Here is a 15,403-nt window from a genome sequence, read left to right as displayed (position 1 = left end):
CGGAACATCAGCCGTGGGACGCATGTCACATTCCGGACAGCCTCGTGACCGCGCACTATGCACATAGTGATTCTGTTACCACAGGGACGGCGGACACCGCTGGAGGGTGAGGAATCTGTGGACATCGGGGGACGCAGTGGCGCCGGGGTTGCCCTGCTTTCGAAGGGAACCGGGCTCACCCACATCACGGTCGGTCTGGGTTGGGATCCGGATCTCACCGGATCGACCGAGTTCGATCTGGACGCCAGCGCTATCGCACTGACCGCGGACGGCCGGGCACCGTCACGGGACTTCTTCGTGTACTTCAACAACCTGTCAAGCCCACTGAGTGAAATCGTCCACCGGGGCGACAACCTGACCGGCGAGGCTGACGGCGACGGATCCGGCGAAAGCACCGACGACGAGCAGATCGACATCCGTCTCGACCGGCTGTCCCGCAGTATCACCCGGATCGTCTTCCCCGTGAGCATCTACCACGCCGAAGACCGGCAACAGAACTTCGGCAATGTCCGCAACGCCTACATCCGCGTCCTCGAGACGGACAGTGGCACCCAGGTCGCCCGCTATGACCTGACGACCCAGGCTGCCACCGAGACCGCGATGCTGTTCGGAGAAGTCGTCCGTGACGGCGCCGGCTGGACGTTCCACGCACTCGGCGAAGGCCGGGTCACCGGTCTGACAGGCATCGCGCGCGAATACGGCCTCGACGTCTGACCGGCTGGCCCGCAGCGGCGGGTAGGGCGCGGATCGGTCACGGTAGGCCGATCGGGCCGCATCCCTCCCCCGCCTCGCGATCTACGCACCCCAGCCCCACTCCTTGATCCACGCCCTAGTGTCGGGCGCTCTGAAACCGTTCAGGATGCCAAGATGTCCGCATGACGCAACCCTCGCAAGATTCGATCATCGATCTGCCGATCTCCACCACATTCGATCTTCCCGGCTTTACCGTCGAGCGGACCCTGGGCCTGTGCTGGGGCCTGATCGTCCGCAGCGTCGGTGCGATCAAGGGCATCTCCGGCGGGTTACGGGCGCTTCGCGCCGGCGAAGTACCGCAGTACACCGAGGTCGTGGACGCGGCACGCCGCACCGCGCTGGAGCGGCTGGTCGCACATACGCGTGAACTGGGTGGCAACGCCGTTCTCGGCGTCCGCTTCGACTCCTCCGATGTCGGCAACGGCCTGGCGGAGATCGTCGCCTATGGTACCGCCGCAGTCGTACGACCAAACTGACACCATGTATTCAGATCGGACAGGCGCTGGGCTGCCACGAGAGCACCCTCGACCGAGCTGGGGGCAGTATCGGACCTGATCCTTGGCACCCGTCGGTGGCGGGGCCCGTCGGTGGTGAGCCCCTCGATCGTGGCGCCCCCGATCAGGCCGTTAGGCTGCTCGGGACCTCCGGGCGTGCGGGAGGAATCATGATCACACATCCGTTGGCCCATGTACATGCGGTACCGGGGGTGGGTCGCGCTGCCGACCTGACCGAATACCTGACCGAGCCGGACTGAGATGACGGGACGTGTGGTGGACGGGTCGCCGGGTATCACTCGCACGGACGCCACGACACCCGGTGCCGCGGATCTCGTCCCAAATCGGAGCATGCCTGTGCAGACATATGACGAGGCCCGAGTGCCGCGCGCATTGCGCCTGGCAATTATTGCCTTGTTGTGGATTGCCGTTGTTGCCGCCTGTAGCGAGGGAAGCACACCGGCCGGACCACCAGCGTCGACACCGACGAAGGCTCCGGGAACGGCGGCGGACGGCCCAGCACCGCAGACAGCGCCGACCGGGGGAACCAGCGCCCCGACGGGGGCGAATGTGTATGCCTTTGACGGGGCAAATCAGCTCAGCTCAGCCGTTCGGGGCGCGAAACCGCTGATCTATGTCCCGAACAGCGACAGCAACACCGTCGACGTCATCGACCCGGCGACCTTCAAGGTGACCAATAGTTTTGTGGTCGGCCGTAATCCACAGCATGTCGTACCGTCCTGGGACCTGTCGACATTGTACGTGACCAACGACCTGGGGAACAGCCTCACCCCGATCGACCCAGCCACCGGAACGGTCAAAGGACCAAATATTGCGGTCGCGGACCCGTACAACATGTACTTCACCCCGGACGGCAGGTATGCGATTGTCGTCGCCGAAGCGCTTCGACGGCTGGACTTCTACGACCCGCACACCTGGCAGCCGCGGATGCGTCTACCGGTCGACTGTGCCGGCGTCGACCACATCGACTTCGCCGCAGACAACTCGTTCCTGGTTGCCACCTGCGAATTTTCCGGCAAGCTGGTCAAAGTCGACCTGCGGACGCTCTCGGTCGTAGGCTACCTGACCGTCGGCGGCATGCCACAGGATATCAAGCTTGATCCCCGAGGTGAGGTACTCTACGTCGCGGACATGATGTCGAACGGTCTTCACCTCGTCGACCCGATACGGTTCCAGAAAATCGGTTTTCTGCCGACCGGCCAGGGCGCACACGGGTTGTACCCGAGTCGGGACGCGACCGTGATGTACGTGTCGAACCGCGGCGAAGGCTCTATCTCCCTCGTCGACTTCGCGACCCGTCAGGTCCGGCAGAAATGGCAGATCCCCGGCGGCGGAAGCCCGGATATGGGTGGGGTATCCGCGGACGGGTCGGTGTTGTGGCTGAGCGGACGCTACAACAGCGAGGTCTACGCGATTTCGACCAGGGACGGGAGCCTAATGGCACGGATCAAGGTTGGTCCGGGGCCGCATGGTGCCTGTGTCTGGCCTCAACCGGGCCGTTACTCGCTCGGTCACACCGGCATCCTGCGCTGAGCTGCCCGCTGTGCTCGTTGTACCCGTTTCTCGACGACCCGTCACCGGTTCTATCCCGGGGGTGACACGTCGGGCTGGTCGTCGGTGACACCATTGTGCCGGCGGCGGTAGAGGTGCACGGCGAGCAGGCCGCTGGCAAACACGGCGAGCAAGCCGGTGGAGGCCCATCCGGCCGCCTTCTCGACGCTGGCATAGGACGCGCCGGCGACGTAGCCCAGCAGGGTGAACCCAGTTCCCCAGACAATACCGCCGGCCGCGTTGAAGACGAGGAATCGGCGGTAGGGCAGCTGGGACAGACCGGCCAGGCCGGGCATGACCGCGCGCAGGAACGCGGTGAAACGGCCGACGAACACCGCCCGCCCGCCACGGGTCCGAAGATAGGCGCGGGCACGGTCTATCGCCGGGCGGCGGTGCCGTAGGAACGGCAGGGCCAGGATCCGTTCGCCGAAGTGTCTACCCACCTCGTAGCCGACCGAGTCACCGAGGATAGCCGCGGCGATCACAACCGCGACCATGCCGCCGAGGTTGACCACATGCTGGCTCGCCAGCACCCCACCGAGTACCACCGCGGTCTCGCCGGGCAGCACGAATCCAACGAAGAGCGCGGCCTCGGCAAAAGCAAGGGCACCGACGATGGCGTAGACGGCCGGTGCGGGTAGGACCAGCAGGTGGTGGAGCAGAGTCGTACCCGGCGTCGCGGTGAGCGTTGCCGCCACGATGATCGGGGCCATACTCATCGGGGCCGTGATTGTCGGGGCCATAGTCATCAAGGGTATGGCCATCAAGGGTACGGCTATCGATGGCATGGTCATCGATAGCATGGTCATCGATGCCAGACGTACAGGGCGAGATCGAACATCCGGTCGATCTCGCGACCGGCTTCAACAGCGCACACCGCGGCGATCAGCCCGAGAACAGCCGGGCCCACGGCCGGTAGCCACCGCGACGGTGGAGGTGGACCAAGAAGCGCGGCAACCCGACGGGTCACCGCATGCTCGTGAAACGCCAACATCGCTGGGCCGGCCGCGCCCGGCGACGGTGCCGTGCCCGACCTGGCCGTGCCAGTGCTGCTCTCCGTAGTGGCGAGAGCAGCACGCGCCAGCGCCGCCGCCGCGAGACTACGATCAGCAACCGCGATCGCGGCATCCTCGTCCGCCCACCGCTCCAGGATATAGTCACAATCAGCAACCATCGGCCACAGGAGGGGGTTCAGGCCGGCAGCAAGACGAACCACCAGCCGGTAACCCAAATGAGCATGCCGAAGATGTGACTGCTCGTGCGCGAACAGGACCCGCCGCTCAGCCGTGGACAAAGCACGCAACAACGACGAGGTCACCAACACCCGGCCCGGTCGCCCCGGCAGAGCGAGTGCCGCCGGCGCCGGATCATCGACGACAACTAGACCTCCAGCGGCAACCACGGGGGCACGGCGTGTGGTACGCAGCAGCCAGGTCACATCCCGGCCGCAGCGCAGAGCGGAAACCGCCGTCGTGGCCCCTACGACACAGACCAGAACGACAGCGACGCCGGCGGTGACCGGCGGCACCGGATCATGAGCGGCCAGAACCGGACCGGACCAATGTCCAAACCGCCGGACCACCCCCAACTGGCCGATCAACGTCCATGCCAGCAGAGCGAGATCCCACGCCCATCCACAACCGGCGGTGACCGCCGCCGCGGCCAGAACGACCGCGGCCCGCCCCGGTGGCAGCCGGCGGCCCGCGGCCGGAGCGACCACCGTGAGCAGGACCGACGCGGCCAACGCCAGGTAGACACTTATCCGCATCGGCTAGTCCCCGCCGCTCACACCTGCGAACCGGACCGGCCTGGCCGGCTTGGCCGGCCAGGCCCGGTCGACCATGCAACCCTCACCATCCGACCTTCCCATCGCGGACTCCAGCCACGAACAGTCGCCCTGCCCGGCGTTCGTCGTCGCGCTGCATGTCGCGACCGCCGCCACACTGCTCATCAAATCTTCCGGTCCGACCGGGCACGCAGCGTCCGTGCCCTGGCAGCCAGCCTACGCACCCACCCCGTGACCGACCTGCGAGCGCACCGACCTGCGCCGCCTCGGCCGGCCCTCCTCGTCGTCACTGAGTACCCCGAGCAGGTCTGCCAGGACGAGTTCCGGGGCAGCCGTAGGTGGAACCGCACTGGTCGGCGCGTCACGGGTATTCGTCGAACCTGCGCGATTTCAGTGCCGTGTATGCGGCGCAACAGTCGGATCGGCTCCGCTCAGGGCAAACCAAGAAAATGCAGGCGGCGAATGCCGCAATCTGTTGTCAGCAACAGCGGATGCATTGCAAAACAGGTACGGTGGCCAGGTCAATCAACATCACCCGGACCGAACACAAACGGAAAAGGGGGCTGTGAAAGAATTGACTGATGGCCTGCTTGGCACTTTTTGCCGGTCGAGGCATACTTTCCTGTGTCGTTCCACCGCGAAGCCGCGAAATCCGCTTGCGTGTCTGGCCGCCGGGCAACCTCACAAAGCCGATTCCTATGCCAAGGAGCGCAATATGCGCGTGTCCCTCACCCGACGCCCTGGTCGGACAGCCATAACCCTTGTCGGAGCGGTGGCCCTCACCATCGGTGGTCTCGCCATGGTGCCCGAGGCCGCCGGTGCCGCCGACGGCCTCAGTACAAAACCGAACGTGCTCCTCGTGCATGGTGCTTTTGCCGACGGATCAAGCTGGAGCAACGTCATCGCCAGACTCCAACGCGACGGCTACCACGTAACCGCCAGCCAGACTCCCAACACATCTTTTGCCGACGATGTCGCAGTCGTCCAACGTGACCTTCGTGTGCTTCACGGTCCGACGCTGATCGCGGCGCATTCCTATGGCGGCGCGGTGATCAGCCAGGCTGCGGAGGGCGCCGCGAACGTCGTCGGCCTCGTCTACCTCGCGGCATTCGCTCCCGACACGGGTGAGACGCTGAACTACATCAACAACACGCTCGCTCCACTCCTGCCCTCACAAGCCGACGCCGTGCCGATCGATCTGCCGAACGTCGGTGCGAACAACGCTCCGTTCCTCATGATTCGGGAGAACAGGTTCCGCGACGACTTCTGCGCCGACTGTTCGCGGGTGGAGGCCGCCATACTCGCCGCCGCCCAGACTCCCCTGAACGCGTCCGCAACGACCGCTCCGCTACAGGGAACTCCGGCCTGGAAGCAGGTCCCGAGCTGGTACCAGATCTCCGGGGAGGACCGGCTGCTCAACCCTGCGGCACAAAAAATCATGGCTGGCCGACTCGACCCCACCGGCTCGCATACGCTCACCTTGGAGTCCAGCCACGCGTCCCTTGTCAGCCACGCCGGACAGGTCGCCCAGTTCATCGAGCGCGCCGCGACGAACTGCTCTCCCACCGCATCGCCGTGTCACCGCAAGCAGTAGTCGGTAACCACATTCCCGGTATTACGCGGCGCAACGCAGACGGCCGTCCTTGACCCGAGGTTCGAACCCACGTGTTCAACCACGGTGTTTCTCCTGGAGATAGCATGCATCTCCAGGAGAAACGGGTGGAACGCTACCGCCCCGGGCACCCCGGCGTGCATCCGGAAACGATCGTTCTCTTGACGTCGGAGACGTTCATTCAGGCATGCCGCCGTCAATCCATCGCCGAAAGACATCGATCTTCTCTTGTGGCCAGGCGCCGTCGCAGGGCATCGTCCCGTCCTGAAGCCGACCGAGGATAGCGGCCGAGTACCGGCTGACATCGTCGTGGGACCAAAGATCGAAGACAAACCTCATCGACTGGTGGTCACGGTCGCGGAAGAGCTGCTTGACATGGTCGTTGAATCGCACCGCCTCATCGACGGCAGGCAGCGTGATTTCCGGCTGTTCTGTCTGTGTCGGCGGAGCGAATGCCGATATCCGGGACCCGGGCGCCCCGGCCGCGGTGTCCCAGTTCCAGTTCGGCATTGGCATGTGTGCCGGGGGTCTGGCGCCGGCCTGGGAGTTTTCCACCGCCAACCTGGAGCCCCACTCGATATAAGCGGCGAACGCGGAGCGGAACTCCGCGTCGTTGGGGAGCTGGGATTCTCGCGCGGACTGCAACAGAAGCGCAACCCATCGTCCCCGCTTCTCCTCGGTCAGCTCCTTGCCGAGGTGCTGGGAGATCATACGAGTGTAGCCACCGTACTCCTGGCTGTAGCACTTCGGCCCGCCGAAGACTTCCCCGAGCCATTTCGCGACCCGCTGGGGGTGGTCGGGCGACATGTCGGCGAACAGCGGTGCCAGCAGCGAATCCTGGGGAACGTACTTCTCGTAGAAAAGACGTGTCATCCGGGTGAGTGCGGGGAGGCCGCCGGCCCATTCGAAGATCGTGGGCTCGTGACCGGGATCAGGAACGGGATCATGGAACTCGACATACCAGTGCATGCCACTACAGAACGGTTTGTTCTGCGAGTGCCCGCAACGACAAAGGGCATAGTGTTCACGCGAAGTGCCCTCGTTTCGAGGCACGTCTTCGCCATCGTCGGCCACAAGCCGGATACCACCGATGACCCGATAGGGGCCGTCCTTCGACACCTCGACCATCGGCTCGCGCCTGCCGTGGTAATCAACCTCATCGCGGGCTTCGTCGCGTGCCTCGCCCCCACCCATCGCATAGCTGAGGGCGCCGGAGGGGCAGTCACGGACGGCACGGATGATCTCGTCCATCCTGCCGCCGCTGGGACTGACGAAGGGTCCCTCGCCACGATGGAAAACGGTTGGGAGCCTGTCGGTACAGAAGCCCGAGTGCTGACAGGTGCCACGGTTGTCCAGGACGGTCACCTGCTGACCGACATAGGTGTCGCGCCGGTCCGGGACACGCTTGGGATCCGTGGCGTCGGTGAAGCCGATGCGGGCATGCGTCCCGTCACAGAGCGGCTTGCGCTGGGAACCGCCGCAGCGGCACAACGCCAGCTGGGGCCGCACCGGCAGGGGCTGACCCAGCCAGTCATACAGGGCACGAACATTGGTCGCCAGGTAGGGGCCGTTGCCGGCGGCCTGGATAGACGGGCCCACCCCAGCTTGAAGGGTTTGCAGATCGGCCAGCCGGGTCGCCGCCGAGGCCTCATCGGCCACAGCGAGGGCGACGTCCTGCAGCGCCGCGGTGGCCTCGGCGAGTTCGGGCAGGTCCGGGTACTGGACCCGACGTTCGGTAGCCGTCCGCGCCAGCTCCCAGAGCCGGTCGGTCAGCTGGCGTGCGGAGCTCTGCGCGGCCGGCTCGACGTGAGCCGTCGATTCCGTCTCTCCACCCTTGGCTGTGCCATCACCGACAGCCACATGCTGCTGCGCCTGTAGTAGCGGACGGACAACACTGTCACGCAGCCGGGTGCTCACCAGCTGGGACTGTTCGTCGCCGACCGCCCGCCGAAGCTCGGCCTCCACATCGGCAACGGCCGCCAACAGCGAGCGCAGCTTCCCTTCGATACCTGACATCATCCTCTCCTCCTGGGCACCTGGGCACCGTCGACGCTGGTCGAGACGTTGCTCGCGCTCACCATCTCAAGAGCGCGGGCTGGCCGCAAAAAGCGCCGGGCCGTGCGACGCCACCGATTGCAAGAATAGCGTTGTCAGGTCTCCGCCGGGAGCCGCGATCAGGACAGCGAGGTTCTTTACTGTAAATCCATGACAGCCTGTACCGACAGGTTCCAGACATTGGCAGGCCCACGACGCCTACATTCCCAATAGGGCATTTCCGCGGCATCCTGGATCGGAATCGCTCCCCAGCCGGAGCCGCCGGAAAATCATCGCATCCCCGCCGAACGGGACATGGCCGCCCGCCCCGCGGGGAGGGCCCCTGGGCCGAGCAAGGCGACCATCCTCGTCCGGACCCCGTTCGACGAGACCTCCGACTCCTGGATGACCTTGGCGGACGATCCGGGTCTGACCTCTTCGGTGGTCACCGAGGGTCGGCGGTCGACGGCGAATCAGTGAGTTCTGGCGGCCGCGACAACGTCACTGCGAATGGGTCCCCATTGCTTTTGTGCACGCCGAGGACTATACATGCGTTAGCACTCATCAATTTCGAGTGCCAGCCCCTGGCACGACGGGGCCCGAACTGCGGCCTGGAACGTCGTTTTTGTTGCTTTCTTTCTCGACGTTCTCGTCGCTTCGGTGGGCAGGCTGCTGATCTCGGCGGGTTCGACACTTGTGTGCCCGCCGGCGCTCTGCCGGCGCCGATCGGAAGGTGGGCACCGTTGTGGCCCTGCGTTACGGCTTCCTTAGTACTTATCCGCCGACCCAGTGCGGGCTCGCCACATTCACGGCGGCTCTTCACAAACAGCTGGCCGGCCCGGCGGCCGGGGGGTCCAGCGGGGTGGTGCGTCTGCTCGATCGTCCCGGCGCGGCCGTCCCGCCGCAGACCGCTCCGACCGCGGTGGTCGGGGAGCTGGTGGCCGGGACGCGGGACGGTCCGGCACGTGCCGCGCGCCTGCTGAACCGTTTCGATGTCGCGGTGGTGCAGCACGAATACGGCGTCTATGGCGGCCGGGACGGCGACGAGGTGCTCACGGTGCTCCACGGCCTCAACGTCCCGGTGATCGTCGTCCTGCACACGGTGCTCGTGCGCCCGACCCGGCACCAGCGCCACGTCCTGGAGGCGGTCGTCGCGGCGGCTGCCGCGGTGGTCGTGATGACCGAGACGGCGCGAGTCCGGCTCGTCGCCGGGTACCGGGTCGACCCACGCGCCGTGTCGGTCATCCCGCACGGCGCCGACGACAACCGGACGGCCCTGTCGGTGCGGGCCGGCCGACCTACGGTCCTCACCTGGGGTCTGATCGGGCCGGGCAAAGGCATCGAGTGGGGCATCGCCGCGATGGCCGCACTGACCGATCTCGTCCCGGCCCCGCGTTACCTCGTGGCAGGCGAGACTCATCCCAAGGTGCTCGCGCGGGAGGGAACGGCGTATCGCGACAGTTTGGCCGCGCAGGCGCGCCAGCTGGGGGTGTCCGGCTCGGTCGTGTTCGACGCCCGCTACCTCGACGCGGCGTCGCTGGCTGAGATGGTGCGCGGAGCCGACGTCATACTGCTGCCCTACGACTCCCGCGACCAGGTGACCTCCGGCGTCCTCATCGAAGCAGTCGCGGCGCACAAACCGATCGTCGCCACCCGTTTCCCGCACGCGGTCGAGCTCCTCGGTGACGGCGTCGGCCTGCTGGTGCCGCACCGCGATCCGGCGGCGATCGCGACGGCGGTACGCAGCGTCATCGGCGACAACGGCATTGCCAGGGGGCTGGTCCGCGCCGCAGCCGCGCGCGCGCCCGAGCTGTTGTGGCCCACGGTCGCCGACCGCTACCGACAGTTGGCCGCCGGGCTGGGCGCCCGGACGGGAAGCAGCATGACCGACCGGCCCGCGGCGGCGGTGACGGCGACCCTGTGACCGCTGTCGTTTCGTTCGCCCATCTGTTCCGGCTCAGCGACGACATCGGCCTGTTCGAACACGCCTTGGGTGCGGTCCCGCGCCGGGAGCACGGGTACTGCGTCGACGACGTCGCCCGCGGGCTCGTCGTCCTCGCCCGCGAGCCGGATCCGCCGCTTGAGCAGATCCGCCTCCTCAACCGCTATCTCGCCTTCGTCACCGCGGCGCAGGCTGTGGACGGTACCGTACGCAACCGCCGTGACACCGACGGGCGGTGGCGTGACCAGCCCGGTCTCGGCGACTGGTGGGGCCGGGCACTGTGGGGGCTTGGCACCACGGCAGCGCGGGCACCCACCCTGAACCTGCGGGTCACGGCACTGGCCCGGTTCCGGGCCAGTGCGCAGCGCCGGTCCCCCTGGCCGCGGGCGATGACGTTCGCTGCGCTGGGTGCCGGGGAGGTGCTCCTGGCATACCCCGACGACGAGCCCGCCCGGGCGCTGCTCGCCGCGGCCGTCACCGTGATCGGTCCGCCGGGTACCGACCCGGCGTGGCCCTGGCCGGAGCCGTCCCTGCGGTACGCCAACGCGGCCGTGCCCGAAGCGCTCATCCTCGCCGGTGTCTGCCTGCCGGACGAGGCGGCACTCGCCAACGGTCTTCGGCTGCTGGCATGGCTGCTCGATCTGGAGACCTCCGCCGGGCGGCTGTCGCCGACCCCCGTGGGCGGCCGTCGAGCCGGGGATGGTGGCCGGCCCGGCTTCGACCAGCAGCCCATCGAGGCGGCGGCCCTCGCCGACGCCTGCGCCCGGGCCTATGACCTGACCGACCAGTCCCGGTGGCTGACCGGTCTGAGCCGGGCTCAGGCATGGTTCCTCGGCGACAACGACAGCGCCACGCCGCTGGTCGACACCACCACCGGTGGCTGCTGCGACGGTCTCGAGGCCGACGGCCGTAACACCAACCAGGGAGCGGAGTCCACCCTCGCACTGCTCTCGACGGCCCAGCACGCCCGCCGCCTGCTGGCGGCGCCGTGAGCGTCGGGGAACGGGAGCGCAGTGGGCATCCGAGGGGCCGGGATGACCGCAAAGCAACCGACCGACGGAACGAACCGACACCGAGCGTAGAGGCCAGCCTGGTTACGCGGCATCCGCTCGGGGAACTGTCCGTGGACCCGAGCCGGGTGATCGCGAAGCTCTTCCTTCCTGGCGAGGAGGAAGGCGAGGTGCAGTCCCGAGCCGCCGGAATCGTGGACCGCGTGCTCGCCGTGGCCGAGGACGAGGTGGCAGGTCTCGTCGCCCACCTGCTGGCGCTCTTCGGCCCCCGCCACCACGACTACCAGGGCATCCTGGCGCGGCACGCCGCGGTGGTGGCGTCGCGGGTGCGGGCACCCGCGGAGCTGTCGGCGGCACGGATGCTGCTGCTCGGTGCGTGCTTCACCGCCGAGTACGCGGTGGAGGGTGCCGCTGTCACCAACCCCTCTGCCGTACCGCATCCCGACCAGTCCGGACTCCCGCCGGGAGCGCTGCGGGTGGTGCTGAGTCTGCGTGCCATCGGCGAGGGCCACCTGTCCTCGATCGGCTTCGCCGTCGGCGTGGTCGGTCCGGGCCCGACGGTACGTCTGGAACCGCGCACCGGTCCGCTCACCACCGGGCTGGCCGTGCCGGCAGGCTGGGAGCCCGGGCGGCTGCGCACAGTGCTCGCCGCAGATGGGCTCGACGACGAGGTCACGCGGGCGGTCCTCGACAGGCTCGACACTCACGCCGCCGGAGACGACCTCGAACGGGCCTTCACCCGGGTGCCCGCCGACCTGCTCCGCCGGCCGCAGGCACCGGGGATCCTGGCCGGGATCCGCTCGATCGCTGCGTCGCTGCGGCGGGTCGAGTTTCCCCCGGCCGCCACCCTGGCTCAGCGCGTGTTGTGGCCGACCGTCGCCGCCGAGACCAACGGCATGGAGGACGCGCGGTTTGTCCGCTTCGCCGCGCCGGACGGGACCGTCGACTACCAGGCGACCTACACCGCCTACGACGGCCGGCAGATCACCCCACGGCTGCTGACCAGCCCCGACCTGCGGGTCTTCACCGCATCGCCGCTCACGGGCCCGGCCTCGCGGAACAAGGGCATGGCACTGTTCCCCCGGCCCGTCGGCGGCCGGCGTCTCGCGCTGTGCCGCTCCGACGGCGAGACCACCAGCATTGCGACCTCCGACGACGGGCAGGCGTGGGAACTGGGGCGCCCGGTCCACTCTCCCGGGGCCTCCTTCGAGCTGCTCCAGGTCGGCAACTGCGGGTCACCCATCGAGACACCGTCAGGCTGGCTCACGCTCACCCACGGCGTCGGACCGATGCGCACGTACACGATCGGGGCGATCCTGCTCGATCTCGACGACCCGACCACCGTGCTGGCGACGCTGCCCGAGCCGCTGCTCACCCCAACCCGATCCGAGAACGACGGCTACGTCCCCAACGTCGTCTACTCCTGCGGCGGCCTGATCCATGACGGCCGCCTCTGGCTGCCCTACGGAATCAGCGACAGCCGTGTCGGCATAGCCAGCGTCCCGGTCGAGCCGCTTCTCGCCCGCATGACCCGCCCAGGCGAGCGGGCGGCGTGAGCCACCGACGCATCCCATGTCAGCCCGCGTCACTCCCTGCCACCCTCTGTCAGCCCCTGTCAGCCCCTGTCAGCCGAGCAGCCGCCGGTAGACGGTGAGGTAGTCAGCGACCATGCGTGCCGCGGAGAACCGTCGCTGCGCTGTGGCACGGCAGGCGCCGCGGTCCAGGCCGGCGGCTCGCTCCACCGCGGCCGCGGCTGCCGCCGGCCCGTCGACCAGGTACCCGGTGACGCCCTCGTCGACCACCTCCGGCATCGCACCCCGCGGATAGGTCACAACGGGTGTCCCGCAGGCCATCGCCTCGACCACGGCCAGCCCGAACGGCTCGTCGAACGCGACCGGGTGCAACAGGGCCGCCGCCGAGCCGAGCACCTCCGCGCGCTGACGCGGCCCCACCGAGCCGAGGTAACGGACCCGGTCCCCGTCGACATGGGGCTGGACCCGCTCGGCGAAGTAGCGCTCGTCCTGGACGATCCCGCAGATCACCAGCCGCCGGCCGGCACGGCGGGCGATGTCGATGGCCACCGCTGTGCCCTTGTCCGGATGGATCCGGCCGAGCACGACCAGGTCCTCCCCGCCGACGGCCGAGAACGGCAGCGCCGCCATGTCGATGCCGTGGTGGACGGTGGCGACATAGTCCAGCTCCGGACGGCGGTCGGCATCGGAGATGGACACGTACGCCGACCCCGCCCGCGCGTACGCCGGGACGATACGCGAGTCCGAAAAGCCGTGGACGGTCGTCACCATCGGCGCCCGGACGTGGGCCGCGAACGCCAGCGGTAGCCAGTCGAGATGGTTGTGCACCACGTCGAACTCACCCGAACGGCTCAGGGCGTGCGCAACGTGCAGCGCCTCCCACACCCGACCATCGAGCGCCGGGTCCTCCGCGTACCCGTGCGGGCACACGCCGTCCAGCGCGCCGGCTGTCTGCGAGTCCAGCGTCGCGAAGAGGGTGACATCGACCCCGCACTCAACCAAACCCTCCGCGATCAGGCTGGTGATCTGCTCCCACGGGCCGTAATGCCGCGGCGGGGTACGCCACGCCACCGGCGCCAACAGTGCCACCTTCACACGGACAAACCCTACTCGATCCGCCTACTCGGGAAGTTCGGTGAGCCCATAGGCGCGCAGCGCGACCCGCGTAGCCGCCGCCACGTCTCGTCGGTCGAACGCATCCGCCAGGGCGACGCCGTCTGCCTCACTGATTTCCAGCGGATCCGGTACGCGAATCCGGCGAAGGTACTGCGCCTGAAACCGGAGGGTGCCACCGCGCATCTTCACGGCGTAGGCCGCCACGAAAGCCTCAGCTACCTTGGACAGTAGTAGTCCTCCGAGGACTCTCAGATCCCATCCGTCGGAAACGATGTAGTACAGGTTGTGATGAGGGTACAAACCACCTTGATCCAAGACTGGATGGATGGTCGACTTCATATCCGGGAGGAGTAGTTTTGGCTTCGCGATAAGCCGATGATCGACTTTGTCGATAGTTCTGTACCAGCGGGCGGGTTGCCTCCTTGCAACGTAACGTTTATGCAAAACGCTACTGTGTCGCTCGAAGTACGCGGCAAGGCGGGGAAAATCAGCGAGGTTGACGAGTCCTCCTTGCGGGTCCCACGGATTCACCAGGTAGGAGCCGTTCCAATGGAGCACGCCACCGGTGGTATCTCGGACCATGGCGAGCGGGAGGAGGCGACCGTCCTCCACCTCGACGCGATCCGCATTGTTGGTGATGAAAACCTCGTCGGCGCCGGTTGCAACACCGATACCCACCCGGGTACGGGTGGTCTCGTCCTCCAAGGGTCGAAATCGATCGCCGAGTTCTTCTAGCATGGCCAGTCGCGCAGGGGAGCCCACGGGCCATGAATCTCCTCCTGGGAACCAGCGGGGCAACCGAGCTGCGTGGTAGGATGCGGTACTAATTCCTATCTGATCCGGCCTCTCGACCCAACGGCGAAATTCGTCGGCTTGAAGAGGGCCAAAGGACCCAGTGGTGTCGGCGGCGATGGCCGAACCCTGGCCGGCGTTCCTGATGATGGTTATGGCCGGGTAGGCTGACACCGGCTCGTGAAAAGCGTCCACATCGTGCATCGTCAGTACGATATCCATGCTGTATTGACGGTTCACCATCTCGCGAAGTCTGCGCCCGTACTGGTTTCGCATCCAACGATCGGCACAGATGAACCCGAGCCGACCACCCGGTTTGAGGCTCCGCAGGCCGACTTCGTAGAAACCGATGTAGATGTCCGCCCTACCGCCCATGGCGGGGCAGGTTGCCCGGTAGGCGGCCATGCGCTCATTCGGAACGTCTTCAAGTCGAATATAGGGCGGGTTGCCCACGACGAAGTCCGCCTTTTGGACGTCGTCTCGCTGTAGCAGATAGTCGCCCTGCCTGACCCAGGTGGCGGCAACCTTCTCTACAACAAGATGATCCCATCCAGCCGCGAGCAGGTGTTGCGTCACACAATCTCGGCTCGACTGGACGTTGTGATCCAGGAAATCGTAGGCCGCTACCGCGTGGACCGCATCCAGTAGGGAGCGGTCATGTGTCCGACACGACGCGCTCAGACGCTCGGATATCGGTCCAAGGAAGGCTCCTGCGCCGCATGCCGGCTCAACTATCGTCGTTGCGGCAAGATCATTTTTG

Annotated in this window: 13 protein-coding genes; 7 read left to right on the top strand and 6 right to left on the bottom strand. The window is 67.1% G+C overall.

From position 1 onward, the window contains the following. The first annotated feature begins 117 nt into the window (after nt 1–117). The 3 genes from U9979_RS23450 to U9979_RS23440 all read left to right on the top strand — a co-directional run bounded on the left by U9979_RS23450 (nt 118) and on the right by U9979_RS23440 (nt 2,801). A complete protein-coding gene (locus U9979_RS23450; RefSeq protein WP_322748092.1) occupies nt 118–714 on the top strand; it encodes a TerD family protein in 597 nt (198 codons plus the stop codon). Nucleotides 715–875: 161 nt separating this feature from the next. Then, nucleotides 876–1,229, top strand: a complete 354-nt coding sequence (locus tag U9979_RS23445; RefSeq protein ID WP_322748091.1) for a YbjQ family protein — start codon at nt 876–878, stop codon at nt 1,227–1,229. A gap of 369 nt (nt 1,230–1,598) precedes the next feature. After that, the gene (locus U9979_RS23440) at nt 1,599–2,801 is read left to right on the top strand and encodes a YncE family protein (protein ID WP_416220289.1); all 1,203 of its coding nucleotides are present in this window, start codon (nt 1,599–1,601) and stop codon (nt 2,799–2,801) included. 50 nt (nt 2,802–2,851) lie between these two features. On the opposite strand, the gene U9979_RS23435 is transcribed toward U9979_RS23440, so the two are convergent. The 3 genes from U9979_RS23435 to U9979_RS23425 form a co-directional block, all read right to left on the bottom strand. Further along, on the bottom strand, nt 2,852–3,538 hold the full coding sequence (locus U9979_RS23435) for a DedA family protein (protein WP_322780990.1): 687 nt from the start codon (nt 3,536–3,538) through the stop codon (nt 2,852–2,854). Nucleotides 3,539–3,624: 86 nt separating this feature from the next. Beyond that, nucleotides 3,625–4,587, bottom strand: coding sequence for a M48 family metalloprotease (locus U9979_RS23430; RefSeq protein ID WP_322780989.1), 963 nt, complete (start codon nt 4,585–4,587; stop codon nt 3,625–3,627). A gap of 3 nt (nt 4,588–4,590) precedes the next feature. Continuing rightward, nucleotides 4,591–4,770: a hypothetical protein gene (locus U9979_RS23425; RefSeq protein WP_322752985.1), complete on the bottom strand. Its 180-nt coding sequence runs from the start codon at nt 4,768–4,770 to the stop codon at nt 4,591–4,593. Between the two features lie 550 nt (nt 4,771–5,320). Here U9979_RS23425 and U9979_RS23420 point away from each other — a divergent pair. Continuing rightward, nucleotides 5,321–6,199, top strand: coding sequence for an alpha/beta hydrolase (locus U9979_RS23420; RefSeq protein WP_322780988.1), 879 nt, complete (start codon nt 5,321–5,323; stop codon nt 6,197–6,199). Between the two features lie 195 nt (nt 6,200–6,394). Here U9979_RS23420 and U9979_RS23415 read toward each other — a convergent pair whose 3' ends face one another. Further along, nucleotides 6,395–8,233, bottom strand: a complete 1,839-nt coding sequence (locus tag U9979_RS23415) for a CDGSH iron-sulfur domain-containing protein (RefSeq protein ID WP_322780987.1) — start codon at nt 8,231–8,233, stop codon at nt 6,395–6,397. Between the two features lie 763 nt (nt 8,234–8,996). Between U9979_RS23415 and U9979_RS23410 the strand changes: the two genes are divergently transcribed. The 3 genes from U9979_RS23410 to U9979_RS23400 all read left to right on the top strand — a co-directional run bounded on the left by U9979_RS23410 (nt 8,997) and on the right by U9979_RS23400 (nt 12,759). After that, the gene (locus U9979_RS23410) at nt 8,997–10,175 is read left to right on the top strand and encodes a glycosyltransferase (protein ID WP_416220291.1); all 1,179 of its coding nucleotides are present in this window, start codon (nt 8,997–8,999) and stop codon (nt 10,173–10,175) included. Next, on the top strand, nt 10,172–11,185 hold the full coding sequence (locus U9979_RS23405) for a glycosyltransferase (protein ID WP_322780985.1): 1,014 nt from the start codon (nt 10,172–10,174) through the stop codon (nt 11,183–11,185). The genes U9979_RS23410 and U9979_RS23405 overlap by 4 nt, the downstream gene beginning before the upstream one ends. Before the next feature lie 131 nt (nt 11,186–11,316). Then, on the top strand, nt 11,317–12,759 hold the full coding sequence (locus U9979_RS23400; protein WP_322780984.1) for a glycoside hydrolase family 130 protein: 1,443 nt from the start codon (nt 11,317–11,319) through the stop codon (nt 12,757–12,759). Between the two features lie 69 nt (nt 12,760–12,828). On the opposite strand, the gene U9979_RS23395 is transcribed toward U9979_RS23400, so the two are convergent. Both U9979_RS23395 and U9979_RS23390 read right to left on the bottom strand, forming a co-directional pair. Then, entirely contained in the window at nt 12,829–13,830 is a 1,002-nt protein-coding gene (locus U9979_RS23395) for a glycosyltransferase family 4 protein (RefSeq protein ID WP_322780983.1), read from the bottom strand. Nucleotides 13,831–13,854: 24 nt separating this feature from the next. Then, nucleotides 13,855–15,403 (bottom strand): Eco57I restriction-modification methylase domain-containing protein (locus U9979_RS23390; protein ID WP_322780982.1); only part of this gene is annotated, 1,549 nt, incomplete at its 5' end.

It is taken from the genome of Protofrankia sp. Cas4 (assembly GCF_963555915.1).
Classification (GTDB): Bacteria; Actinomycetota; Actinomycetes; order Frankiales; family Frankiaceae; genus Protofrankia.
Note: the sequence above shows the minus strand (reverse complement) of the source record. Positions and strands in the feature narration are given on the sequence as shown.